Raw genomic sequence first — 23,751 nt, 5'->3', positions numbered from 1 at the left:
GTTGCCGCAGAAAAGAAAATGCCGCCCGGAGGCGGCATTTTCGCGGATCTTTGCGGCTTGCCTCAGACCTGCTCGAAGGCGCCGTGGCAATGCTTGTATTTCTTGCCGGAGCCGCAGGGGCAGGTCTCGTTGCGGCCGATCTTGCCCCAGGTGGATGGATCATCTGGGTTGCGGTTTTCAGGAGAAACGATGACTTCCGATGCCTGGTAGATCGCCGGGGCGAAATCGTCCTCGCCGGTCGTAGGATCCAGGTGATGGGCCTGCATCAGCGGCGGTTCAGGCTCGGCGGGCGCCTGCTGCACCAGTTCGACGCGCATCAGCTGGGCGGTGACGGCTTCGCGCAGATTGTTGAGCAGCGCCGTGAAGAGCTCGAAGGCTTCCGACTTGTATTCCTGCAGCGGATCGCGTTGGGCATAGCCACGGAAGCCGATGACGGAGCGCAGATGGTCGAGGTTGACGATGTGTTCGCGCCAGAGATGATCGAGCGTCTGCATGACGATCGAACGTTCGACATAATGCATGATGTCGTCGCCGAAACGCTCGGCCTTTTCCGTGAAGGCCGCATTGGTGGCTTCCGTCAGGCGCTCACGGATATCGTCCTCGCCGATGCCTTCTTCCTTCACCCAGTCCTCGATCGGCAGGTCGAGATTGAGGATGTTCAAAGCGCCGGTCTTCAGGCCGGCGGCATCCCATTGTTCGGCATAGGCGCGCTCGGGGATATGCTTTTCGACCATGTCTTCGATCACCTCACGGCGCATGTCGGAAACGGTCTCGGAAATATTGGTCGATTCCATCAGTTCGAGGCGCTGCTCGAAGATCACCTTGCGCTGATCGTTGAGAACGTCGTCATACTTCAAGAGGTTCTTGCGGATGTCGAAGTTACGGGCTTCGACCTTCTTCTGGGCGCGCTCCAGGGCCTTGTTGATCCAGGGATGGACGATCGCCTCGCCCTCCTTGAGGCCGAGCTTGGTCAGCATGCTGTCCATGCGGTCGGAGCCGAAGATGCGCATCAGGTCGTCCTGAAGCGAGAGGTAGAACTTCGAGCGGCCGGGGTCGCCCTGACGGCCGGAGCGGCCGCGCAACTGGTTGTCGATGCGGCGGCTTTCATGGCGCTCGGTGGCAATGACGTAGAGGCCGCCGGCTTCGAGCGCCTTCTGCTTGAGTGCCTTGATCTCCTCGATGATCGCCTGGATCCGGGCGTCGCGCTCCGGACCGGCTTCGACTTCGCCGAGTTCGCGCTCAATGCGCATGTCGAGGTTGCCGCCGAGCTGGATGTCGGTGCCGCGGCCGGCCATGTTGGTGGCGATGGTGATGGCACCCGGCACGCCGGCCTGGGCGACGATATAGGCTTCCTGCTCGTGGTAGCGGGCGTTCAGGACCTTGAAGTCGTCGAAGCCCTGCTTACGCAGGCGCTCGGCAAGCAATTCCGATTTCTCGATCGAGGTGGTGCCGACCAGCACCGGCTGGCCGCGCTTGTGGGCGTCGAGGATCTCCTCGATGATCGCCTTGAACTTCTCGTCGAAGGTCCGGTAGACCTCGTCGTCCTCGTCGAGGCGCTTGATCGGGAGGTTGGTCGGGACCTCGATGACATCGAGATTGTAAATGTTGGCGAATTCTTCCGCTTCCGTCTGCGCCGTGCCGGTCATGCCGGCGAGCTTGTCGTACATACGGAAGTAGTTCTGGAAGGTGATCGAGGCCAGCGTCTGGTTTTCCGGCTGGATCTGCACCTTTTCCTTGGCTTCGAGCGCCTGGTGCTGACCTTCCGAATAGCGGCGGCCCGGCATCATGCGACCGGTGAACTCGTCGATGATGACGACTTCGTCATTGCGGACGATATAGTCCTTGTCGCGCTGGAAGAGCTTGTGGGCCTTCAGCGCATTGTTGACGTGATGGACGATCGCGACGTTCTCAATGTCGTAGAGCGCGTTGCCCTTCAAGAGGCCGGCCTGGCGGAGCAGGTTTTCCAGCTTCTCGGTGCCCTCTTCGGAGAAGTTGGCGGAGCGCTGCTTCTCATCGATCTCGTAATCGCTCGGCGCCAGCAGCGGAATGAAGGCGTCGATCGTATTATAGAGTTCGGAGCGGTCGTCGAGCGGACCGGAGATGATCAGAGGCGTGCGCGCCTCGTCGACGAGGATCGAGTCCACTTCGTCGACGATTGCGAAGTTGTGGCCGCGTTGGACCATCTGGTTCTTCTCGTACTTCATGTTATCGCGCAGATAATCGAAGCCGAGTTCGTTGTTGGTGGCGTAAGTGATGTCGCACGCATAGGCGGCGTGGCGTTCCTCGTCGGAAAGGCCGTGGACAATGACGCCGGTGGTCATGCCGAGGAAGCCGTAGACGCGGCCCATGGTCGCGGCATCGCGCTGGGCGAGGTAATCGTTGACGGTGACGACGTGTACGCCCTTGCCGGAAAGCGCGTTCAGATAGACCGGCAGGGTGGCGACGAGGGTCTTGCCTTCGCCGGTCTTCATCTCGGCAATCGCATTCGAATGCAGGATCATGCCGCCGACCAGCTGTACGTCAAAAGGTCGCAGGCCGAGAACGCGGCGCGAGGCTTCGCGCACGACGGCAAAGGCCGGGATCAAAATGTCGTCGAGCGTCTTGCCCTCGGCGAGCAGGGCGCGAAACTCCACGGTCTTTGCCGCGAGCTGCTCGTCCGTCAGGGCCTTCGTCTTCTCTTCGATAGAGTTGATGGCAGTGACGTTCGGCTGGTAGGACCGCACGCGGCGGTCGTTGGAAGACCCAAATAACTTGCGGGCTATACCGCCAAAGCTGACCATATGACTGGCCCTTTCTCAATATTCATCCCCGGCGTTTCTTGTCCGCGGCCCAGCCGAAAATCAGGCGCGCGCCTTAAAACGCCCGGAAACTGTTCTGGACGCGAGGTTGCGTGACAGATAAGAGGGGGGTCGAATGATGTCAACGGATTTGGCGGATACAGAAAGGCCACAATCCGGTGTTGATGGCTATTTTGGGCTGGATTCAGGGGATGCTGAAACCGGCAATGTAACTGTGAAGGGTATTTCATGTTGAGCACCAACAAACTTGCCGTTCTGGCGTTTGCAACTTTTGTTGCGCTCCAGGGCCCGGCCCATGCCGATGACGCCGTCATCGCCAAGGTCGGCACTCTGGAGATCCACCAGTCGGAACTCGACCTCGCGGTCGCCAATCTCGACCCGCAGCTGGCGCAGCTTCCAGATGACCAGAAGAAGGTCGCAGCCCTTTCCGCCGCCATCGACGTGAAGCTGCTCGCCGCCGACGCTGCGGCTGAGAAGCTTGATCAAACCGACGAATTCAAGAAGCGCATGCAGTATCTCACTGACCGCGAGCTGCACAATGCCTATTTCAAGAAGCATGTCGTCGACATCGTGACGCCTGAGGAAGTCAAGGCCCGCTACGACAAGGAAGTCGCTGCCCTGCCGAAGCAGGAGGAAGTCCACGCCCGTCACATCCTCGTCAAGACCGAGGACGAAGCCAAGGACATCATCAAGCAGCTCGATGCCGGCAAGGATTTCGCCGAACTCGCCAAGGAAAAGTCCACCGATCCGAACAAGTCGGAAGGCGGCGACCTCGGCTATTTCACGCGCGGCCGCATGGTCAAGGAATTCGAGGACGCAGCCTTCGCGCTTGAGAAGGGCACCTATTCCAAGACGCCGGTTAAGACCGATTTCGGCTTCCACGTCATCAAGGTTGAGGATAAGCGCGACGCTCCGCCGCCGCCCTTCGAGCAGGTGCAGGATCAGGTTCGTCAGCTCGTCATGCGCGACAAGTATCTTGAGCTTCTGAACAAGGCGAAGGCCTCCGCCAAGATCGAGATCACGGACGAGACGCTGCGCAAGGGTTACGACCAGGCCAACAAGCAGCCGGAGCCGGGCAGTGATCCCGTCGCGCCAGCGCCGCAGCAGTAATATTCGCATCGGGGCCCGGTTCTTCCGGGCCCTTCATTAGATCCGGATGATTTTGGGCCTGATCGGCCTAAAATCATCCGGATCTAAATCAAAGAAGGTGAGCATGGTGTTGTCCGAAAGCCGCTGACACTTTTCGGCATCATGCTCTGGCATCGTTTGTTGTCGCATTTCCGGACGGCGAACCGGTTTCCATTTCGCCTGGAAGTGCTCATTGGCAGGTCTCATCATGTCCGGTTCCGTCTCTCCGCTCGCCCCGAAATCCTTCGTCTCGATGCCACCGCTGCGCGGCGTGCGGATGGCGACGGCTTCCGCCGGCATCAAGTACAAGAACCGCACAGATGTGCTGATGATGGTCTTTGACAGGCCGGCGACTGTTGCGGGCGTTTTTACCCGCTCGAAGTGCCCGTCGGCGCCGGTGGATTTCTGCCGGGCCAATCTCCCCCATGGCAGCGCCCGCGCCGTCGTCGTCAATTCCGGTAATGCTAATGCTTTCACCGGCCTGAAGGGCCGGCAGGCGACCGCGCTGACGGCGAAGTCGGCTGCCGCTGCCGTCGGCTGCGCCGAAAACGAGGTCTATCTGGCCTCGACCGGCGTCATCGGTGAGCCGCTGGATGCCACCAAATTCTCAGGCGTTCTGGACCGAATGCAGGTCGAAGCGACCGGCGATTTCTGGTTCGAGGCCGCCAAGGCGATCATGACGACCGACACCTATCCGAAGGTTTCGACCCGCAGCGCCGCAATCGGCGGCGTGGCCGTGACGATCAACGGCATCGCCAAGGGCGCCGGCATGATCGCGCCTGATATGGCGACGATGCTCTCCTTCGTTGTCACCGATGCCGACATTGCGCCTGCCGCGCTGCAGGCGCTTCTGTCTGACGGCGTTGGCCCGACCTTCAACTCCATGACCGTCGACAGCGACACCTCCACCTCCGATACGTTGATGCTGTTTGCGACGGGTGCCGCGGCCGAGGACGGCCAGGCCCGCATCGAACGTGCCGACGATCCGCGCCTTGCCGCCTTCCGGGCCGCACTCAACGAAGTGCTGAAGGACCTGTCGCTGCAGGTGGTGCGCGACGGCGAAGGTGCCACCAAGATGCTTGAAATCACCGTGACGGGTGCCGAGAGCGATGCCGCCGCCAAGCGTATCGCGCTATCGATCGCAAATTCGCCGCTGGTCAAGACGGCGGCCGCCGGCGAAGACGCCAATTGGGGCCGTATCGTCATGGCTGTCGGCAAGTCCGGCGAGATGGCCGACCGCGACCGGCTCGCCATCTGGTTCGGCGACATCAGGGTCGCCGTCAATGGCGAGCGTGATCCCGATTATTCCGAGGAGGCCGCCTCGAACGTCATGAAGGCGCAGGATATCCCCGTCAAAGTCGATATCGGCCTCGGCGGCGGCACAGCAACCGTCTGGACCTGCGACCTCACCAAGGAATATGTTGCGATCAATGGCGACTATCGGAGCTGATCGTTCATTGGCGCAGGTATCCATTTTCTCACACAATCTGCCGCTGGTGCGCAGGCTGGAGGCCGTCGGCTTTCGCGCCTGGCCGGCGGCATCCGTGCAATATGACGGAAGCTGGCAGGTGCGGCTGACGGCCGGTCACCCGTCCAACCGGCTGAATTCGATCGTGCCGCTCGATCCCTCGGATCATCGCGATGTCGAAATCCGCCTGGAAAAGGCGCGCCGAAAGTTCGAGGCCTATGGCCGCGCCGCTGTGGTCCGCCAGACGCCGCTTGCCTCGCCGGTGCTGATCGAACTTCTGCGCGCGCAGAACTGGACGCGCTTCGACGATACAGTGGTGATGACCTGCGACCTTGCCGAGGCGGAGCTGCCGGATACGCTCGATCACCTGCCGACTCACGATGTCGGCCGTTTCGTCGACGCCAACCTCGCCGTCGACCGGGCGCCACTGAGGCTGAAGCCGGCGCTTGCCGAAATCATTTCGGCGATCAAGCCGCCATCCGGCCTATTCATGATCGAGAATGCGGCGGACGGCCCGCTTGCGACCGTGCTCTGCGTCCAGGACAATGACCTTGCCGGGATTATGTCGCTTTCGGTCTCCGAGGCGCGGCGGCGCGAGGGGCTCGGCACGGAAATCCTCACCTCGGCGCTGCGCTGGGCGCGCATGCGCAGCGCCCGTTCGGCCTGGCTGCAGGTGAAGCTGTCCAACCGCCCGGCCATCGCACTCTATGAGCGCCTGGGTTTTCGCGACGCCTATCATTATTGTTATTGGCAGCAGGAGCCGCGATGAGCGAGGCAGGCCGGAAGATATTGCTGGTCGCCGCCTGTGCGCTGATCGATGCCGATGGGCGCATCCTGTTGGCACAACGTCCCGAGGGAAAGTCGCTTGCCGGGTTGTGGGAGTTTCCCGGCGGCAAGGTCGAGCCCGGTGAGACGCCGGAGGAAACGCTGGTGCGCGAGCTTGAGGAAGAGCTCGGCATCAACACCAAGATCGCCTGCCTTGCGCCGCTTACCTTTGCCAGCCACTCCTACGAGACCTTCCACCTTTTGATGCCGCTTTATATCTGCCGGCGCTATGAGGGCATTCCCCAGGGCCGGGAGGGGCAGGCGCTAAAATGGGTGCGTCCGCAGGCGCTACGCGACTATCCGATGCCGCCGGCTGACGAGCCGCTCATCCCGATGTTGCAGGATTTACTTTAGCGTTATCTGATTATTATTGTGCCACATCGTTTTCGGCTGTGGATATTAATGGATCGTTTAACACCTTCTGCCAAAGATCGGCCTCAATCAAGCATCTGGCGTGCGTGTATTAAAAGGCTTGACGTCATGGACGATGATTTCTGGAAAGCTGTCCGGGAAAAGGAACGGGCCTCGTCTGCCTCGCGCAGGACGGGTGCGCTGAATATCGCCCTTCTGTTCGGCACGGCAGTGGTCGCGCTGACGCTCATTCTGACGCCAATGCTTGCGGATTCCTCGAAGAAAAGCGTCTTTGCCAGCGCGCCGGCGGATTTCGATACGATCACGACAGGATCGATCCCGAAGAGTGACAGCGGCAAGCGTTATACGATCCGCCGCAGCGTCCTCCAAGATACGCCCGGTTCGGTCTGCGTCGTCCAGGGCTATGGCGTCGGCGCCGGTTGCTGAAAAATGCCGGCCGTCGCCCGATGGTCGTGGAATTGGTCGTTTGCCGTCGGTTTCGCTCAAAGGGTCGCGAAATAATGCGTATTTTGAAAGCATTTCTTGCAGATAACAGAGGTGCGACGGCAATTGAGTATGGCTTGATCGCCGCCCTCATTTGTGGCGCGCTCATCTCCGGTCTCGGGGTCTTCACCGGCGCCCTGCAGGACGTCTTCAACGTGATCAACAACAATATGACGGTGAATTGAAGAAGCAGCCGGCCGTTACTGCTTGAGCTTGTGCTCGTCCACCTTCAATGCATCGGCAAGGCGCGCCTTGGCCGAACCCGGCCTGAGCGGCTTTTGCTGGCTCTCATGGGCAGCCCATCCCGAGACATAGATGATCGAGAAGGTGGCGCGGATGCGTCCATCGGGATCGGAATAACGTTCGGCGTAGATCTCCGCCGCGCGCAGGAAGAAGGCGCGTGTCAGCGGCATCCGGGCTCGGGCCGCAAGCGGATTGCTCATGCCCATCGCTCGCAGATCCCGCATCAGCGGAAAGAGCGAATCATAGCGCACCGTATAGTTCTCCGCATCGATTACCGGCAAGGTGAAGCCGGCGCGCTGCATGAGGCTGCCGACATCGCGCACATCGGCGAAGGGGATGACACGCGGGCTTGCGCCACCCGTCATCTCGACCTCGGTGGCCAGCAGCACATCGCGCAGTTCCTGCAATGTGCCGGCGCCGGGGATCGCCGCCATGAACAGGCCGTCCGGCTTCAGGGCGCGGCGGATCTGGATGAAGACACCTGGCGTATCGTTGGTCAGATGCAGGCTGAGCGGCGCAAGGATAAGATTGGCCGATTGTTGTTCGAGCGGCACGTCCTCGAGCGGCGCCTCGATCAATGTTTCGCTCGGCCCGGCATAGGCCTTCTCGCTTTCGATGCGTATCATCGTGCCGATTTTGCCCGTCGCCAGCGCGGCACGGGCGGCAGCACCGGTTGCGCCATGCAGTTCGACGGCGGTCTCGAAAGTCCGTTCGACCACAGTAAGCCGCTCGGCCATTTCCTCAGCGGCAATGTCGAGCAGGAAGGCGGCTTTCGGGTCGTTGTTTACAAGCGCGCGATGGCGATGTGCGGCGATCAGGGCTCTGTCGAAGATCGTTTCCATGGCGATGTCCTTAGTCCCTCGCCGCCTGTGCGGCAAGACGATTTTCCTTTCGCGAAGAACAGGCTAGTCTCGGCGGCATGGGACTGATCAACGTTGAAAAACCGTCAGAGTTCTTGCGGGCGCATCTCTTGCGGCCGTTTTCGGCGCTTGCCGATTTCTTTTATCCGCCCGCCTGCTCCGTCTGCGGTATTTCCACAGGCGGCCATCGCGGGCTCTGCGCAAAATGCTGGTCCGGCATCGCTTCATCGAACGGCCCTATTGCGAGGTGCTTGGCATTCCCTTCTCGCATGATCTCGGCGTCGGCATCCTCAGCGCCGAGGCGATCGCCAACCCGCCGCCCTTCGACCGGCTGCGGTCGGCTGCGACCCATGACCATGCGGTCCGCGATCTCGTTCATGGGCTCAAATATCGCGATCGCACAGATCTGGCGCCGATGATGGCTGCCTGGATGCTGCGCGCTTCCGACGGGACGGTCGAGAGCTGCGATGCGCTGATCCCGGTGCCGCTTCACCGCACCCGCATGCTGGCGCGCAAGTTCAACCAGGCAGCCGAGCTTGCCCGCCATATGGCAAGGCTCTCAGGCAAGCCGCTGCTTGCCGCCACGCTTATTCGCGTCAAGCGCACCAGCCAGCAGGTCGGCCTCGGTGCCAAGGCGCGTGAGGACAATGTCAGGGGTGCTTTCGTGATTGCCAAGGGTTGCGAAAACGACATTTTCGGCAAGCGCATCGTCCTCGTCGACGACGTCTATACAACAGGGGCGACGGTCGCTGCGGCAAGCCGGACACTGCGCAAGGCGGGTGCGGCCGACATAACGGTTTTGACCTTTGCAAGGGCTCTCTCCGAGCCTATATGACAGGAATACCCGGCATCAGTCTGGAGAGATTATGGTACCCGTCACCATCTACACACGGCAGTTTTGCGGCTATTGCACCCGCGCCAAGTCCCTTCTCGAAGAAAAGGGCGTCGAATATGTCGAGCACGACGCGACCTTTTCGCCGGATCTTCGCCAGGAGATGATCGGCAAGTCGAACGGACGGACCACTTTTCCCCAGATATTCATCGGCGCCGATCATGTCGGCGGTTGCGACGATCTCTTTGCGCTCGATCGGGCCGGCAAGCTCGATCCGATGCTGGCGGCTTGAGGAAGAACCGATGAGCTTCAAGGCCGCAGCTGTCCAGATGTGCTCCGGGGTCGATCCGGCGAAGAATGCCGCCGCCATGGCGCGGCTGGTGCGCGAGGCCGCTGCCCAGGGCGCGACCTATGTGCAGACGCCCGAGATGACCGGCATGCTGCAGCGAGACCGTGCGGCGGCACGCGCCGTGCTTGCCGACGAGGCGCATGACATCATCGTCAAGACAGGCTCAGAGCTTGCCGTGGAGCTCGGTATTCACATGCATGTCGGTTCGACAGCGATTGCCCTTGCCGACGGCAAGATCGCCAATCGCGGTTTCCTGTTCGGTCCCGACGGCAGGATTCTCAATCGCTACGACAAGATCCATATGTTCGACGTCGATCTCGACAATGGCGAGAGCTGGCGTGAAAGTGCCGCCTATACAGCCGGCTCGGAGGCCCGTGTCCTGTCGCTACCCTTTGCCGAAATCGGCTTTGCGATCTGTTACGACGTGCGGTTTCCCGCGCTCTTCCGCGCCCAGGCCATGGCCGGCGCTGAAGTGATGACGGTGCCCGCCGCCTTCACCAAGCAGACCGGCGAGGCGCATTGGGAGATCCTCCTCAGGGCACGGGCGATCGAGAACGGTGTCTTCGTCATCGCCGCCGCGCAGGCCGGCCGGCACGAGGACGGGCGCGAGACTTTCGGCCATTCGATGATCATCGATCCCTGGGGCACGGTGCTGGCGTCGGCCGGCGCCACCGGTGCGGCGGTTATCGTCGCCGAGATCGATCCCGCCGCGGTCAAGGCCGCGCATGACAAGATCCCGAACCTGAGGAATGGCCGGGAATTCTCGGTCGAGAAGATTGCGGGAGCAGTCGCCGGAGGCGTCGCCGCTTGATCCGCTATTCCCTCACCTGTGACAATGCCCATGAATTCGAAGGCTGGTTTTCGGAAAGCGCCGATTTCGATCGTCAGGTCGAAACCGGTTTTCTGACCTGCCCGGTCTGTCATTCCGCCGCCATTTCCAAGCTGTTGATGGCGCCTTCGGTGTCGACAGCGCGGAAGAAGGACGAGAGGCAGACGCTGGCGATGGATGCCATGCGCCGGGAGGCCCTGCAAAAGCTCAAGGAGGCCGTTGCGGCGGTCAAGGCCAATTCCGAGGACGTCGGCACGCAATTTCCCGAGGAAGCCCGCAAGATCCACTACGGCGAGGCGGATGCCCGCGGCATCATCGGCCAGGCCACGTTCGACGAGGCGCAGGCCCTCCTCGAAGAGGGCATCGAGATCGCAGCCATTCCTGTTTTGCCGGAAGACGTAAACTGACGTGTAGTCCACGCCGCTCGCCTTCTATGATTTCGGCCTGCGTATCGCGCTGAAAGTGTAGCCGGCTTATTGACGGCGGGACTAAAGCGCGTCGCGATCTTTCAGATTCGCTCCTCGCGCTTTAGGCCTTTGTTTTTGCGCATGTCGTTGTCGCAAAACCGCTGCACAGTTTTGCGCGACATGCTCTAAGCCGGCCGCTTCGCCAGCAGCATATAATTCACGTCCATATCCTTGGACAGGTTCCATTGGTTCGACAGCGGATTGAAGAAGACGCCGGTGCGGTCGGTGATCTCGAGGCCGTTTGCGGCCAGCGGCTTTTCCAGCTCTTCCGGGCGTACCAGCTTTTCATACTGATGCGTGCCGCGCGGCAGCCAGCGCAGAATGTTCTCGGCGGCGAAGATGGCAAGCGCTGCCGCCTTCATCGTACGGTTGATGGTGGCAACGAAGATCAGGCCGCCGGGCCGGACCATTTTCGCGCAGGTCGTCATGAAGAATTCGACATCGGCGACGTGTTCCACCACCTCCATGTTCAAGACGATATCGAAGGTCTCGCCAGCCTCGGCGAGCTCCTCGGCGGTGACGGCGCGATAGTCGACCGAAACGCCGGAGGCCCTCGCATGGGTGGAGGCGATGCCAATGTTCTTCTCGGACGGATCGGCGCCGACGACGGACGCGCCCATGCGGGCGACAGGTTCGGATAACAGGCCGCCGCCGCAGCCGATATCGAGCACGCGCAGGCCCTCGAGCGGGCGCGCGCTTTTCGGATCACGGCCGAAATTCTCGCAGGCTTTGTCTCTTATATAGGCGAGCCGGACGGGATTGAACTTGTGCAGCGGCTTGAATTTGCCGGTCGGGCTCCACCATTCCGCCGCCATCGCCGAGAAGCGGTCCACTTCACCTTGGTCGATCGTGCTTCTGGCGCCTTCCGTCATCGTCCACTCCTTCATTCGTGAGATGTGAAGTCGGACGATCGGGGGCATAAGTCAAGGGTGCAGACCAGAGGACTGACGAGGGCGGAACCGCTCGCCAATAGCTTTTATCGCCCGCGCTTGCCTCCCCCCGCCAAACTCGCTAAGAGACGCCGCAACTTGGGGCCTTTGGGGACCTGGGCTTTAGAGCGGTTCCGGAAATTGGGAATCCGGCTCTCTGGCCAAGTGGTCTGCCCCAGAGCTTTCGTGATGCCGGGTCCGGTTTTCCGCTTTCCCGGCGCCAGTCGTGGTAGAGGCATATGGCACGCATCGTAATGAAATTCGGCGGCACGTCCGTCGCTGACCTGGACCGCATCAAGAATGTTGCCCGCCACGTAAAACGCGAAGTCGATGCCGGGCACGAGGTCGCGGTGGTGGTGTCGGCCATGTCCGGCAAGACAAATGAACTGGTTGGCTGGGTCCAGGGCACGCCGAAGGTGATCGGCGCCAATTCTCCGTTTTACGATGCGCGGGAATATGACGCGGTGGTCGCATCCGGCGAGCAGGTGACATCCGGGCTGCTGGCGATCGCATTGCAGGCGATGGATATCAATGCCCGTTCCTGGCAGGGATGGCAGATCCCGATCCGCACCGACAACGCGCATGGCGCGGCGCGGATCATGGAGATTGACGGCTCTGACATCGTCAAACGCATGGGTGAGGGGCAGGTCGCCGTCATCTCCGGCTTCCAGGGGTTGGGACCCGACAACCGTATCGCGACGCTCGGGCGCGGCGGATCGGACACTTCGGCCGTCGCAATCGCGGCGGCTGTCAAGGCAGACCGCTGTGATATCTATACTGACGTCGACGGCGTCTACACGACCGACCCGCGCATCGTGCCGAAGGCGCGCAGGCTGAAGAAGATCGCCTTCGAGGAAATGCTGGAAATGGCCTCGCTTGGCGCCAAGGTACTGCAGGTGCGCTCGGTCGAGCTTGCCATGGTACACAAGGTGCGCACCTTCGTGCGCTCATCATTCGAAGATCCCGATGCTCCGGGCATGGGTGATCTGCTGAACCCGCCCGGAACGCTGATTTGTGACGAGGATGAAATCGTGGAACAGGAAGTAGTCACCGGCATCGCCTATGCCAAGGATGAGGCTCAGATCTCGCTTCGCCGTCTTGCCGACCGGCCGGGCGTGTCCGCGGCGATCTTCGGGCCGCTTGCCGAATCCCATATCAATGTCGACATGATCGTCCAGAATATCTCCGAGGATGGGTCGAAGACCGACATGACCTTCACCGTGCCATCAGGCGACGTCGAGAAGGCGATCAAGGTGCTCGGCGACCATAAGGAGAAGATCGGCTACGATGTCGTGCAGAACGAATCGGGGCTGGTGAAAGTATCGGTCATCGGCATCGGCATGCGCAGCCACGCGGGCGTTGCCGCGACCGCATTTCGTGCACTTGCCGAAAAAGGCATCAACATCAAGGCGATCACGACCTCCGAGATCAAGATTTCCATCCTGATCGACGGTCCCTATGCAGAACTCGCTGTCAGGACTTTGCATTCCTGCTACGGTCTGGATAAGAATTGATTCCCAGTGGGCGGCCTGCCCCTTCAGGTTGAGGAGACGAGGGCCGGCCTGCCGGGACTGAGTGCGTTGTTTCGGGAGCTTGAGACGCCATGAGAGACCTTTCCGGCGGTCCGCGCGTGCTGCTCAGGCGGCTGCGCGAGTTGATGGCGGAGCCGCTGGAGCCGCAGGAGCGTCTTGACCGGATCGTCCGCCAGATTGCCGGCAATATGGTGGCGGAGGTTTGCTCTGTCTATGTGCTGCGTGCCGACGGCGTACTCGAACTCTACGCGACCGAAGGCCTCAACCGCGAGGCCGTGCATCTGGCGCAACTGAAGATGGGGCAGGGCCTGGTCGGCACGATCGCGGCCTCGGCCCAGCCGCTGAACCTTTCCGACGCGCAGTCGCACCCTGCTTTCCGCTACCTGCCGGAAACGGGCGAAGAAATCTACCATTCCTTCCTCGGTGTGCCGATCCTCAGGACCGGGCGCTCACTCGGCGTTCTCGTCGTGCAGAACAAGGCAAGCCGCAACTATCGCGAGGAAGAGCTGGAAGCGCTCGAGACGACCGCGATGGTGCTTGCCGAGATGATCGCCACCGGCGAGCTCAAGAAGATCACCAAGCCGGGCCTCGAACTCGACCTGACGCGTTCGGTGACCGTCGACGGCGACACTTATAATGACGGCATCGGCCTCGGTTACGTCGTGCTGCACGAGCCGCGCATCGTCGTCACCAACCTGCTGAACGAAGATGCCGAGAAGGAAATCCGGCGGCTGGCCGAAGCCATGGGCTCGCTTCGGATTTCGATCGACGACATGCTGTCGCGTCGCGACGTATCGATGGAGGGCGAGCATCGTGAGGTGCTCGAAACCTATCGCATGTTCGCGCATGACCAGGGCTGGGTGCGCAAGCTCGAGGAGGCGATCCGCAACGGCCTGACGGCGGAAGCGGCGGTCGAGAAGGTGCAGAGCGACACCAAGGCGCGGATGATGCGGTTGACCGACCCTTATCTGCGCGAACGCATGCATGATTTCGAGGATCTCGCGAACCGGCTGCTCAGACAGTTGACGGGTTATACCGGCCGGACGACCGCCGAAGGTTTCCCCAGCGACGCAATCATCCTGGCGCGCGCCATGGGGGCAGCCGAGCTGCTCGATTATCCGCGTTCCAATGTGCGTGGGCTGGTGTTGGAAGAAGGGGCGGTGACGAGCCACGTGGTGATCGTCGCACGCGCCATGGGCATTCCGGTCATCGGCCAGGCGGCGGGTGTGGTGGCGCTCGCCGAGAATGGTGATGCCGTGATCATCGACGCCGACGAGGGGCATGTGCATCTGCGGCCGATGGCCGATCACCGGCGTTCCTATGAGGAAAAGGTCCGCTTCCGCGCCAGGCGGCAGGAACAGTTCCGGGCACTGCGCGCCGTCGAGCCGGTGACCAAGGATGGGCAGCGGATCTCGCTGATGATGAATGCGGGGCTGTTGGTCGACCTGCCGCAGCTTTCGGAATCGGGTGCCGAGGGCATCGGCCTTTTCCGCACCGAGCTGCAATTCATGATCGCCTCCACCATGCCGAAGGCGGATGAGCAGGAGCAGTTCTATCGCAATGTGATCAAACAGGCGGCGGGCCGCACCGTCACCTTCCGTACGCTCGATATCGGCGGCGATAAGGTGGTGCCCTATTTCCGCGGCCATGAGGAAGAAAATCCAGCCCTCGGTTGGCGCGCCATCCGGCTGTCGCTCGACCGGCCGGGACTGTTGCGGACCCAGTTGCGCGCCCTGCTGAAGGCATCGGCCGACACCGAGCTGAAGCTGATGGTGCCGATGGTGACCGAAGTTTCCGAGTTGAAGATGGTGCGCGAGCTTTTGCAGAAGGAAGTGCAGCATCTCTCACGCTTCGGCCACGGCTTGCCGCGCAAGCTGCAATTCGGGGCGATGCTGGAGGTGCCGGCCCTGCTTTGGCAGCTCGACGAACTGATGGAGGCGGTCGATTTCGTCTCGGTCGGTTCGAACGACCTCTTCCAGTTCTCGATGGCGGTCGATCGCGGCAATGCACGGGTTTCGGACCGCTTCGATCCGCTGGGCAAGCCGTTCTTGCGCATCCTGCGCGATATCGTGCGCGGGGCGGAGCGGAACAAGACGCCGGTGACACTCTGCGGCGAGCTCGCCAGCAAACCCATCTCGGCGATGGCGCTGCTCGGTATCGGCTTCCGCTCGATCTCGATGTCACCGGCCTCGATCGGACCGGTGAAGGCGATGCTGCTAGGGCTCGATGTCGGGGCGCTGACGAAGGCGATGGACGAGGTGCTGGACGATCACCACGCCTTGACGCCGATGCGCGAGGTGCTTGCCCGCTTCGCCGAGAGCCACAATATTCCCCTTTAGACAGAGATTAAGAAGAATCGGAGTGAAGGGTGGCGAAGCTTCCCGTTGAAAAGATGCGCGAGCTGGAACGTCGTTTCGGCGAGATCGAGGCGCGCATGTCGGCTGGCCCGGCTGCCGAAGTCTATGTGAAGCTCGCATCCGAATATTCCGAGCTGCAGCCTGTCGTGACGAAGATCCGCGTCTATGAGAAAGCGGTCGCCGAGCTTGCCGATCTCGAAACGCTGCTCGAGGACAGGTCGGTCGACCGCGAGATGCGCGACCTCGCCGAGCTGGAGCTGCCCGAGGTGAAAGAGCAGATCGAGGTGCTGGAACAGGAGATGCAGATCCTGCTTCTGCCGAAGGATGCAGCGGATGAAAAGAGCGCGATCCTTGAAATCCGCGCCGGCACGGGCGGCTCGGAAGCCGCTCTTTTCGCCGGCGATCTGTTTCGCATGTACGAGCGCTTTGCGGCGGAAAAGGGCTGGAAGGTGGAGGTGCTCTCTGCGAGCGAGGGCGAAGCCGGTGGCTACAAGGAAATCATCGCGACGATCACCGGCAGGGGCGTCTTTGCCAAGCTGAAATTCGAATCCGGCGTACATCGCGTGCAGCGCGTGCCGGAAACTGAGGCGGGAGGCCGCATCCATACGTCGGCGGCAACGGTGGCGGTGCTGCCCGAGGCCGAGGAGATCGACATCGAGATCCGGGCTGAAGACATCCGCATCGACACGATGCGCTCTTCGGGCGCGGGCGGCCAGCACGTCAATACGACGGACTCGGCGGTGCGTATCACCCACCTGCCGAGCGGCATCGTCGTCACCAGCTCGGAAAAATCGCAACACCAAAATCGCGCCAAGGCGATGCAGGTGCTGCGCTCCAGGCTTTATGACGCGGAGCGGCAGAGGGCCGACAGCGAGCGCTCTGCCGATCGCAAAAGCCAGGTCGGCTCCGGCGACCGCTCGGAACGTATCCGCACCTATAATTTCCCGCAGGGGCGGGTGACGGACCATCGCATCAATCTGACGCTCTATAAGCTTGACCGAATGATGGAAGGCGAGATCGAGGAGGTCGTCGACGCGCTGATGGCCGATTACCAGGCCAGCCAGCTGGCGCAGCTCGGCGAGCAACAATGAGCTCGACGGTCGCCGAAATGCTTGCCGAAGCGCGCCGTCGCTTCACCGAAGCCGGTATCGTCGACCCGGCGACCGATGCGCGGCTGCTTGTCGCGGGCCTTCTGAAATTGTCGCCGACCGAGCTGTTGACGCGATCGGCCGAGAGGCTTTCTCCTGAACAGGCCGAAGTGATTTTCAAGGCGCTGGAGCGGCGGCTCGGCCATGAGCCGGTGCATCGCATTCTCGGCGAGCGGGAATTCTATGGCCTGCCGCTGCGGCTCTCGGCGGAAACGCTGGAACCGCGGCCGGATACGGAAATCCTGGTCGATACGGTTCTCGTCTATCTCAAAGACCTTGCAAAGGCGCAAAGCCGTCTCCATATCCTTGACATGGGAACCGGGACCGGGGCGATATGCCTTGCGCTTTTGAGCGAGTGTCCTGATGCGTCAGGTGTCGGCAGCGACATATCGGCGGATGCACTTCTGACGGCAAGATCGAATGCAGAAAGAAGCGGGTTGCAGGATCGTTTTCAGGTCGTCCAGTCGAGTTGGTTCGCGAACATCCAGGGATCGTTTCACGCGATTGTCTCAAATCCGCCCTATATTGCTTCCAATGTCATTCACGATCTCGCTCCCGAAGTGACGAAATTTGATCCGGCTGCGGCTCTGGATGGCGGCCCGGATGGGCTTGACGCTTACAAAGCCATAGCCAAGGATGCGGCAAGGTTCATCAGGCCCGATGGGGTCGTCGGACTGGAGATCGGCTACGATCAGCGAAACGACGTGACGGCGATCTTTGAAGCGAAAGGCTTCAGGTGCCTCAAATCCGTGAAAGATTATGGTCAGAACGACAGGGTGCTCGTGTTCGCGCTCACGTGAGAGACGACAATCCGGCATTGAACAGGACATTATTGTTATTGCGAAGAAAAGGCTTGGATTTCCCGGTGAAGCAATATAGGTTGCGGTCACGTGTTGGGCAGATAGGAATGAACGAGATTCGTTCGGTACTTGGTTTGCCTCGGGGGTCCGCTCTTTTAAACGAGAGTTTCAACGGTTGAACACGACCCAATGCGTGAATCAGTCAAACTGACTTGAGAACCAAGCGGCAGGTCGGCGCAAAGGCGCAGTATGCTCGCGGCACAAAGGTCCTGACCCGGTTTCCGGTCATGGCGGTTGGTGCCATGTATCCATCACAAACAGAGAATTCAGGTGAACGATCTATGAGGCCAGGACAGCAGAACAAGCGCGGTCGAGGGCGTGGTAACAATAACAACGGCGGCGGTGGCGGCGGCGGTGGAAATAACAATAACAACAATTTCAACCGCAAGGGCGGCAATCCGCTGACCCGGACCTATGACAGCTCCGGCCCCGATGTGAAGATTCGCGGTACTGCGCAGCATATCGCCGAAAAATACGCGCAGCTCGCCCGCGACGCCCAAAGCTCCGGCGATCGCGTGATTGCCGAGAACTATCTCCAGCACGCCGAACACTATAATCGTATCATCGCAAGCGCCCAGGCGCAGATGCAGGAACGCTTCCAGCGCGACGACCGCGGCGAGTACAATGATCGCGAAGGTGTGGACCGCGACGGCGACGATATGGATAACAATGAGAATGACAATGACAATGACGGCGACGACGTCGTTATCGTCCAGCCGCCGCAGAACAGGCAGCACCAGCCGCAGAGCAGGCAGCACCAGCCGCAGCCGCAGGCACAGCAGCAGCAGCCGAAGCCGGTACCCGCTCAGGCACCGGCACCGGCACCCCAGTCCGAACTCATCGATGGAACTGGCCCACAGCCGGAGATCGAAGGCATTCCGGCTGAAGTCGCCATGGACGAGGAAGGTGCCGGCGGCCAGCCGCGCGAACGCCAGCCCCGCCGCCGCAGCACTGGCAGCCGTCCCCGTCGCCCGCGTCGCGGTGCTGAGGGCGAAGAAGCCGCCGCTGAAGGCGAGGGCGCCTCTCCCGAGGCGCCAGTGCTGGCTGACGTCGCATCCGAATGAGGACTTCGCTTCCCCCTCAGGGGAGAGTGTGAAGTTCATGCCATCTGCTCGAATTAGCTTGAAAATCCCCGGCCTTGTGCCGGGGATTTTCATTTTACTGGCTCTTTAAACTCGCAGAACAGGCTACCATATTCTCTTCGAACTGCTTCGCCCGAATCCCAGACAGGCAAAGCGCGACCTGCCTTTTCAGGGGGTCGATCTCAATCATCGGTCTGCGCCTCGTCAGGGCAGGGCGATCCATGGAGGTACATATGAATATCGAGAAATATTCGGAGCGGGTGCGCGGTTTCATCCAGTCCGCCCAGACCTATGCGCTGGCGCAGGGTCACCAGCAATTTACGCCCGAACATGTGCTGAAAGTCCTGCTCGATGACGATCAGGGTATGGCGGCATCGCTGATCGAGCGCGCCGGCGGCGATGCCAAGGCTGCCCGCCTTGCCAATGACGCAGCTCTCGCCAAGTTGCCGAAGATCTCCGGCGGCAACGGCAACATTTATCTGGCGCAACCTCTCGCCAAGGTCCTTTCGACCGCTGAAGAAGCGGCGAAGAAGGCCGGCGACAGCTTTGTCACGGTAGAGCGCCTGCTGCAGGCGCTGGCGATCGAATCCTCGGCCTCGACCTTTTCGACGCTGAAGAATTCAGGCGTGACCGCCCAGGGCCTCAACCAGGTCATCAATGACATCCGCAAGGGCCGGACGGCGGATTCCTCCAATGCCGAGCAGGGTTTCGATTCGCTGAAGAAGTTCGCACGCGATCTCACCGCCGAAGCCCGCGAGGGCAAGCTCGACCCGGTGATCGGTCGCGACGACGAAATCCGTCGCACCATCCAGGTGCTTTCGCGCCGCACCAAGAACAATCCTGTGCTGATCGGCGAACCAGGGGTCGGCAAGACGGCGATCGTCGAGGGTCTGGCGCTGCGCATCGTCAACGGCGACGTGCCGGAATCGCTCAAGGACAAGAAGCTGATGGCGCTCGACATGGGTGCGCTGATTGCCGGTGCGAAATACCGCGGCGAATTCGAGGAGCGGCTGAAGGCCGTGCTCAATGAAGTCCAGGCTGAGAACGGCGAGATCATCCTGTTCATCGATGAGATGCACACGCTGGTCGGCGCCGGCAAGGCGGATGGGGCGATGGACGCCTCCAACCTCTTGAAGCCCGCCCTTGCCCGCGGTGAGCTGCATTGCGTCGGCGCGACCACGCTTGATGAATATCGCAAACATGTCGAGAAGGATCCGGCCCTTGCCCGCCGCTTCCAGCCCGTCGTCGTCGATGAACCGACGGTCGAAGACACGATCTCGATCTTGCGTGGGCTGAAGGAAAAATACGAGCAGCATCACAAGGTGCGCATCGCCGATGCGGCGCTGGTGGCCGCGGCGACACTTTCCAACCGCTATATCACCGACCGTTTCCTGCCCGACAAGGCGATCGACCTGATGGACGAGGCGGCAGCGCGCCTGCGCATGCAGGTGGATTCCAAGCCGGAAGAGCTCGACGAGCTCGATCGCCGGATCATCCAGCTGAAGATCGAGCGCGAGGCGCTGAAGAAGGAAACCGACGTTGCCTCTGCCGACCGGCTGAAGCGGCTGGAGACCGAACTGACCGGCCTCGAAGAGGAAGCCGATGCGCTGACCGCTCGCTGGCAGGCGGAAAAGCAGAAGCTCGGCCTTGCCGCCGATCTGAAGAAGCAGCTCGACGATGCACGCAATGAACTGGCGATCGCCCAGCGCAAAGGCGAATTCCAACGTGCCGGCGAGCTGACCTACGGTGTCATTCCGGATCTGGAAAAGCAGCTCGTCGACGCTGAGAAGCAGGATGGCGAACGCGGTGCGATGGTGCAGGAGGTCGTTATCCCCGACAATATCGCCCATGTCGTTTCCCGCTGGACCGGCATTCCGGTCGACAGGATGCTGGAAGGCGAACGCGACAAGCTGCTTCGGATGGAAGACGAACTGGCGAAATCGGTGATCGGCCAGGGTGATGCGGTTCAGGCCGTGTCGCGCGCCGTCCGCCGCGCGCGGGCCGGCCTGCAGGATCCGAACCGGCCGATCGGCTCGTTCATCTTCCTCGGCCCGACCGGCGTGGGCAAGACGGAGCTCACCAAGGCGCTTGCCCGCTTCCTCTTCGACGACGAAACGGCGATGGTGCGTATGGACATGTCGGAATATATGGAGAAGCACTCCGTTGCCCGGCTGATAGGCGCGCCTCCCGGCTATGTCGGTTATGACGAAGGCGGAGCGCTGACCGAAGCCGTGCGCCGCAGGCCCTATCAGGTCGTGCTGTTCGACGAGATCGAAAAGGCGCATCCCGACGTCTTCAACATATTGCTGCAGGTGCTGGACGACGGGCGTCTGACCGACGGCCAGGGCCGGACGGTCGATTTCCGCAACACGATGATCATCATGACCTCGAACCTCGGCGCCGAATATCTGACGCAGCTGAAGGAGGGCGACGACAGCGACACGGTTCGCGAGCAGGTGATGGAGGTCGTGCGCGGGCATTTCCGGCCGGAATTCCTGAACCGCATCGACGAGATCATTCTCTTCCATCGCCTCAAGCGCGAGGAGATGGGCGCGATCGTCGATATCCAGCTGAAGCGGCTGGTGGCTCTGCTGTCCGAGCGCAAGATCGTCATCGATCTCGACGAGGAAGCCCGCCACTGGCTGGCGAACAAGGGTTACGACCCGGTCTACGGCGCAAGGCCGCTGAAGCGGGTGATCCAGAAGTTCGTGCAGGATCCGTTGGCCGAGCAGATCCTTTCTGGCCAGGTGCCGGACGGATCGACGGTAAAGGTGACGAGCGGTTCGGACCGGCTACAGTTCAGGACGATGCAGACGGTGAGCGAAGCGGCGTAAACCGGTTTGCCGGATGGATGGGAAATGGCGGCTTCGGGCCGCCATTTTTCGTTTGGTGGCCGAGGCGTCTCCTGGAGGGGAACCAGCGTAGATGGACGCTACTTGCTCGCCACCTGGTCTGGCGTCTGGTTGTTCAGCAGCGTATCGATGCGCTTGCGCTCGTCCTCGAATTTCGCCAGCGCCTCGCCCTGCAGCGATTTGCCGCCCGGCAGGCGGATGCGCAGTGGATCGACCTTGGTGCCGTTGACGATCAGCTCGTAATGCAGGTGTGGGCCGGTGGATTCGCCCGTCGTGCCGACCCAGCCGATCACCTGGCCCTGGCGGATCTTGGCGCCGGGGACGACGCCCTTGGCGATGGCGCTCTGGTGGTTGTAGGAGGATTCATAGCCATTGGCATGGCGGACGATCGTCTGGTTGCCGTAACCGCCGGAATCCCAGCCGGCTTTTTCGACCGTGCCGTTGCCGGCGGCGATGATCGCCGTGCCGCGGGGTGCAGCCCAATCGACGCCGGTGTGCATGCGGGCAAAACCGAGGATGGGGTGGCGGCGCATGCCGAAGCCCGATTTGAAGATGCCATTCGGCACCGGGTTGCGCAGCAGGAACTGGCGGATGCTCTTGCCGTTCTCGTCGAAGTAATCGACCGTGCCGTCGTCGGGGTCCTGGAAGCGGTAGAAGCGTGTCTGTGTGTCGCCGAAACGGGCGTTGACATAGAGCAGTTCGGAATCCTCGGTCGCCTGACCGGCGCTGTCGGCGACGGAGAAGAAAGCCTCGAGACTGTCGGTCGGCCTCAGCTGCGCCTGGAAATCGACATTGCTGGCCAGCAGCTTGATGATCAGCGCCGTCATATCCTTGGTCATGCCGTAGGAAAGGGCAGCACGATAGATGCCGTCATAGACGCGCGGCAGGTTCTGGCCGGGGGGCGGTGCGAAGGAATTGTCATCGAAGGCGGTGGCGATGGCATCCAGCATCGGCGGCTCGCTGCCGGGCACATATCTGCCCTTGTCGTCGACGGCCACGGTGACGAGATGGCGCGTGCCGCGATAGACGCTGGCTCGGATGATCTTTGCCTGTTCGCCCTTCTGGATGATGCCGATGCGCAGCACGTCGCCCTTGTCGAGATCACTGGAACCCAGTTGCTGCGCGATGTAGCCGGCAATGCCATCGGCATATTGCTGCGGATAGCCTGAATCCGTCAGCGCCTTGGCGATCGGCGTGTCGACGCGCACGGGAAGGATGTCGTCGGCGAATTCTTCGGTCTGCGGCGTGATCGATTCCGATGCGGAGACCGTCATGTTCTGTTCGAGCACGCGGGCGGACAGACCGGCGGTCAGATCGACATCGGCATCCTCGTTGGAGAAACGACGCGGATCGACGTAATAAAGGGCTGCGAGCTGAGTATTGCCGTCGGTCAGTACCGAGCCGTTGGAGCGCACATTCTCTTCGACCTCCTCGAGCGACAGGCCGGATGCCATCTGCATGCCGGTCTTGCCGGTCGGGAACGGAATGGTCTTCAGGCTGACTTCGGATTCGACGTCGGAGCCGTAAAGCGCGCCGGTGCGGCTTTGCGGCGCGGGCTGCGGCTCGTCGGCGGAAAAGATCGCCAGGGGATCGAAGTCGGGATAGTCCTCCGTCGCCACATGATTGGCGGCCAGCGTCATCTTCACATGCGCGAAGGGCTGGCGGCGCACCACTTCCTTTTCGCCGTCGTGGATGACGGTTGAAACTTCCATGATGGCACGGTCAGACGGTTTTGCTGCAATGGCGGGCGCGACCAGCCGGCCGCCACGGACCACGGTCGTATCCTCATGCGCGTCCGCCGCAACGCTCGCATAGGCTTCGGCGGGGATCGCCAGTTGCTGGCGGCCATCAAGGGCGGCAAAAAGGGCGACACCCATCAGAACGGATGATGTAATGCCGGTGAGGAACGTGCCCGAGAGCCAGCGCAAGGAAACCTCGCGGCGATCGGGCGCACGCCTGCCGTCGGCCAGAAGCGGAGGCTCGTTGCCCAACGAGCGGATCATCATTTTCTCCGTCATCATGGCAGTCGGGTCCGCGTCCTTACATCAGGCGTCTGTGGGAGCATTTATCGGCCATCCTGGCTGGGGCGAAAGATGTGCATATTTTGGGCATGGAAGTCAAATCACTCAGGAAAAGGCAGTTTGCCTGCATTTGCCTGTGTGAATCATATGTCTCTTAAGACCAGCAGATTGTGATGATGTCGGGGCGCAGGAGACAAAAGAGCGTTCTTTCCACGAAAAGTCGAAAGACGTTCATCTTTCCGGGCCGTGTCAGGCCGGTCGGAATCCGGGAAATGACCGCATTTGCGTGTCGCCCGAAATTTTGTCTGGAAAAACA

The 23,751-nt window shown here is 61.5% G+C and carries 20 protein-coding genes and 1 pseudogene; 16 read left to right on the top strand and 5 right to left on the bottom strand.

Translation table 11 applies throughout. The annotated features are described in order from the left end of the window. Positions 1–62: 62 nt before the first annotated feature. Entirely contained in the window at positions 63–2,780 is a 2,718-nt protein-coding gene (gene secA / locus U5G49_RS19750; RefSeq protein WP_018243756.1) for a preprotein translocase subunit SecA, read from the bottom strand. A 246-nt stretch (positions 2,781–3,026) separates the two neighbouring features. Here secA and U5G49_RS19745 point away from each other — a divergent pair, with 246 nt between their 5' ends. Then, the gene (locus U5G49_RS19745; protein ID WP_018448084.1) at positions 3,027–3,908 is read left to right on the top strand and encodes a peptidylprolyl isomerase; all 882 of its coding nucleotides are present in this window, start codon (positions 3,027–3,029) and stop codon (positions 3,906–3,908) included. Positions 3,909–3,944: 36 nt separating this feature from the next. Here the strand turns inward: U5G49_RS19745 and U5G49_RS19740 are convergent, their stop codons facing one another. Then, positions 3,945–4,136, bottom strand: coding sequence for a hypothetical protein (locus tag U5G49_RS19740; protein ID WP_018448083.1), 192 nt, complete (start codon positions 4,134–4,136; stop codon positions 3,945–3,947). On the opposite strand from U5G49_RS19740, the gene argJ reads away from it, so the two are divergent. The 5 genes from argJ (at position 4,135) to U5G49_RS19715 (ending at position 7,259) form a co-directional block, all read left to right on the top strand. Then, complete coding sequence (gene argJ, locus U5G49_RS19735; protein ID WP_018448082.1) at positions 4,135–5,376, top strand: bifunctional glutamate N-acetyltransferase/amino-acid acetyltransferase ArgJ; 1,242 nt, start codon at positions 4,135–4,137, stop codon at positions 5,374–5,376. The two genes, U5G49_RS19740 and argJ, sit on opposite strands and share 2 nt — an antisense overlap. Beyond that, the gene (locus tag U5G49_RS19730; RefSeq protein WP_018448081.1) at positions 5,357–6,163 is read left to right on the top strand and encodes a GNAT family N-acetyltransferase; all 807 of its coding nucleotides are present in this window, start codon (positions 5,357–5,359) and stop codon (positions 6,161–6,163) included. Before argJ ends, U5G49_RS19730 begins: the two co-directional genes overlap by 20 nt. Then, complete coding sequence (mutT, locus tag U5G49_RS19725) at positions 6,160–6,573, top strand: 8-oxo-dGTP diphosphatase MutT (protein WP_012759141.1); 414 nt, start codon at positions 6,160–6,162, stop codon at positions 6,571–6,573. Before U5G49_RS19730 ends, mutT begins: the two co-directional genes overlap by 4 nt. Positions 6,574–6,699: 126 nt before the next feature. Continuing rightward, positions 6,700–7,017: a hypothetical protein gene (locus tag U5G49_RS19720; RefSeq protein WP_018243751.1), complete on the top strand. Its 318-nt coding sequence runs from the start codon at positions 6,700–6,702 to the stop codon at positions 7,015–7,017. 74 nt (positions 7,018–7,091) lie between these two features. Further along, positions 7,092–7,259, top strand: coding sequence for a Flp family type IVb pilin (locus tag U5G49_RS19715; RefSeq protein ID WP_018448080.1), 168 nt, complete (start codon positions 7,092–7,094; stop codon positions 7,257–7,259). A 15-nt stretch (positions 7,260–7,274) separates the two neighbouring features. Here the strand turns inward: U5G49_RS19715 and U5G49_RS19710 are convergent, their stop codons facing one another. Next, a complete protein-coding gene (locus U5G49_RS19710) occupies positions 7,275–8,159 on the bottom strand; it encodes a methyltransferase domain-containing protein (RefSeq protein WP_018448079.1) in 885 nt (294 codons plus the stop codon). A gap of 77 nt (positions 8,160–8,236) precedes the next feature. Between U5G49_RS19710 and U5G49_RS19705 the strand changes: the two are divergent. From U5G49_RS19705 to U5G49_RS19690, 4 genes and pseudogenes are all read left to right on the top strand, one after another. Beyond that, positions 8,237–9,012, top strand: a pseudogene (locus U5G49_RS19705) (ComF family protein). Positions 9,013–9,043: 31 nt separating this feature from the next. Then, positions 9,044–9,301 (top strand): glutaredoxin 3, encoded by a 258-nt coding sequence (gene grxC, locus U5G49_RS19700; protein ID WP_011653683.1) that lies wholly within the window; start codon positions 9,044–9,046, stop codon positions 9,299–9,301. Between the two features lie 10 nt (positions 9,302–9,311). Further along, complete coding sequence (locus U5G49_RS19695; RefSeq protein ID WP_193444679.1) at positions 9,312–10,169, top strand: carbon-nitrogen hydrolase family protein; 858 nt, start codon at positions 9,312–9,314, stop codon at positions 10,167–10,169. Beyond that, positions 10,166–10,594 carry a DUF1178 family protein gene (locus U5G49_RS19690; protein ID WP_018243746.1) on the top strand — a complete coding sequence of 143 codons (429 nt, stop codon included), beginning with the start codon at positions 10,166–10,168 and terminating at the stop codon, positions 10,592–10,594. The genes U5G49_RS19695 and U5G49_RS19690 overlap by 4 nt, the downstream gene beginning before the upstream one ends. A gap of 185 nt (positions 10,595–10,779) precedes the next feature. On the opposite strand, the gene ubiG is transcribed toward U5G49_RS19690, so the two are convergent. Then, positions 10,780–11,526, bottom strand: a complete 747-nt coding sequence (gene ubiG, locus U5G49_RS19685) for a bifunctional 2-polyprenyl-6-hydroxyphenol methylase/3-demethylubiquinol 3-O-methyltransferase UbiG (RefSeq protein WP_193444680.1) — start codon at positions 11,524–11,526, stop codon at positions 10,780–10,782. A 296-nt stretch (positions 11,527–11,822) separates the two neighbouring features. On the opposite strand from ubiG, the gene U5G49_RS19680 reads away from it, so the two are divergent. The 6 genes from U5G49_RS19680 (at position 11,823) to clpB (ending at position 21,396) form a co-directional block, all read left to right on the top strand. Further along, a complete protein-coding gene (locus tag U5G49_RS19680; RefSeq protein WP_011653679.1) occupies positions 11,823–13,097 on the top strand; it encodes an aspartate kinase in 1,275 nt (424 codons plus the stop codon). A gap of 89 nt (positions 13,098–13,186) precedes the next feature. After that, positions 13,187–15,454, top strand: coding sequence for a phosphoenolpyruvate--protein phosphotransferase (gene ptsP / locus U5G49_RS19675; RefSeq protein ID WP_018243744.1), 2,268 nt, complete (start codon positions 13,187–13,189; stop codon positions 15,452–15,454). A gap of 29 nt (positions 15,455–15,483) precedes the next feature. Beyond that, positions 15,484–16,563 carry a peptide chain release factor 1 gene (gene prfA, locus U5G49_RS19670; protein WP_047623044.1) on the top strand — a complete coding sequence of 360 codons (1,080 nt, stop codon included), beginning with the start codon at positions 15,484–15,486 and terminating at the stop codon, positions 16,561–16,563. Further along, complete coding sequence (gene prmC, locus U5G49_RS19665; protein ID WP_131701973.1) at positions 16,560–17,420, top strand: peptide chain release factor N(5)-glutamine methyltransferase; 861 nt, start codon at positions 16,560–16,562, stop codon at positions 17,418–17,420. The genes prfA and prmC overlap by 4 nt, the downstream gene beginning before the upstream one ends. 341 nt (positions 17,421–17,761) lie before the next feature. Then, positions 17,762–18,544 carry a DUF4167 domain-containing protein gene (locus U5G49_RS19660; RefSeq protein ID WP_047623042.1) on the top strand — a complete coding sequence of 261 codons (783 nt, stop codon included), beginning with the start codon at positions 17,762–17,764 and terminating at the stop codon, positions 18,542–18,544. 251 nt (positions 18,545–18,795) lie between these two features. Continuing rightward, positions 18,796–21,396, top strand: a complete 2,601-nt coding sequence (clpB, locus tag U5G49_RS19655; protein ID WP_047623041.1) for an ATP-dependent chaperone ClpB — start codon at positions 18,796–18,798, stop codon at positions 21,394–21,396. A gap of 98 nt (positions 21,397–21,494) precedes the next feature. Here clpB and U5G49_RS19650 read toward each other — a convergent pair whose 3' ends face one another. Then, complete coding sequence (locus tag U5G49_RS19650; RefSeq protein ID WP_018243739.1) at positions 21,495–23,435, bottom strand: M23 family metallopeptidase; 1,941 nt, start codon at positions 23,433–23,435, stop codon at positions 21,495–21,497. Between the last annotated feature and the right edge of the window lie 316 nt (positions 23,436–23,751).

The organism is Rhizobium indigoferae (assembly GCF_034554815.1).
Taxonomy (GTDB): Bacteria; Pseudomonadota; Alphaproteobacteria; order Rhizobiales; family Rhizobiaceae; genus Rhizobium; species Rhizobium leguminosarum.
This window is presented reverse-complemented; position numbering and strand designations above follow the sequence as displayed.

Coding starts and splice junctions, on each gene's coding strand:
- grxC (WP_011653683.1), top strand. CDS start 9,044: ATGGTACCCGTCACCATCTACACACGGCAGTTTTGCGGCTATTGCACC.
- ptsP (WP_018243744.1), top strand. CDS start 13,187: ATGAGAGACCTTTCCGGCGGTCCGCGCGTGCTGCTCAGGCGGCTGCGC.
- U5G49_RS19740 (WP_018448083.1), bottom strand. CDS start 4,136: ATGATGAGACCTGCCAATGAGCACTTCCAGGCGAAATGGAAACCGGTT.
- clpB (WP_047623041.1), top strand. CDS start 18,796: ATGAATATCGAGAAATATTCGGAGCGGGTGCGCGGTTTCATCCAGTCC.
- U5G49_RS19715 (WP_018448080.1), top strand. CDS start 7,092: ATGCGTATTTTGAAAGCATTTCTTGCAGATAACAGAGGTGCGACGGCA.
- U5G49_RS19710 (WP_018448079.1), bottom strand. CDS start 8,159: ATGGAAACGATCTTCGACAGAGCCCTGATCGCCGCACATCGCCATCGC.
- U5G49_RS19745 (WP_018448084.1), top strand. CDS start 3,027: ATGTTGAGCACCAACAAACTTGCCGTTCTGGCGTTTGCAACTTTTGTT.
- U5G49_RS19730 (WP_018448081.1), top strand. CDS start 5,357: ATGGCGACTATCGGAGCTGATCGTTCATTGGCGCAGGTATCCATTTTC.
- prmC (WP_131701973.1), top strand. CDS start 16,560: ATGAGCTCGACGGTCGCCGAAATGCTTGCCGAAGCGCGCCGTCGCTTC.
- U5G49_RS19650 (WP_018243739.1), bottom strand. CDS start 23,435: ATGATGACGGAGAAAATGATGATCCGCTCGTTGGGCAACGAGCCTCCG.
- secA (WP_018243756.1), bottom strand. CDS start 2,780: ATGGTCAGCTTTGGCGGTATAGCCCGCAAGTTATTTGGGTCTTCCAAC.
- U5G49_RS19695 (WP_193444679.1), top strand. CDS start 9,312: ATGAGCTTCAAGGCCGCAGCTGTCCAGATGTGCTCCGGGGTCGATCCG.
- mutT (WP_012759141.1), top strand. CDS start 6,160: ATGAGCGAGGCAGGCCGGAAGATATTGCTGGTCGCCGCCTGTGCGCTG.
- U5G49_RS19720 (WP_018243751.1), top strand. CDS start 6,700: ATGGACGATGATTTCTGGAAAGCTGTCCGGGAAAAGGAACGGGCCTCG.
- argJ (WP_018448082.1), top strand. CDS start 4,135: ATGTCCGGTTCCGTCTCTCCGCTCGCCCCGAAATCCTTCGTCTCGATG.
- U5G49_RS19680 (WP_011653679.1), top strand. CDS start 11,823: ATGGCACGCATCGTAATGAAATTCGGCGGCACGTCCGTCGCTGACCTG.
- U5G49_RS19660 (WP_047623042.1), top strand. CDS start 17,762: ATGAGGCCAGGACAGCAGAACAAGCGCGGTCGAGGGCGTGGTAACAAT.
- ubiG (WP_193444680.1), bottom strand. CDS start 11,526: ATGACGGAAGGCGCCAGAAGCACGATCGACCAAGGTGAAGTGGACCGC.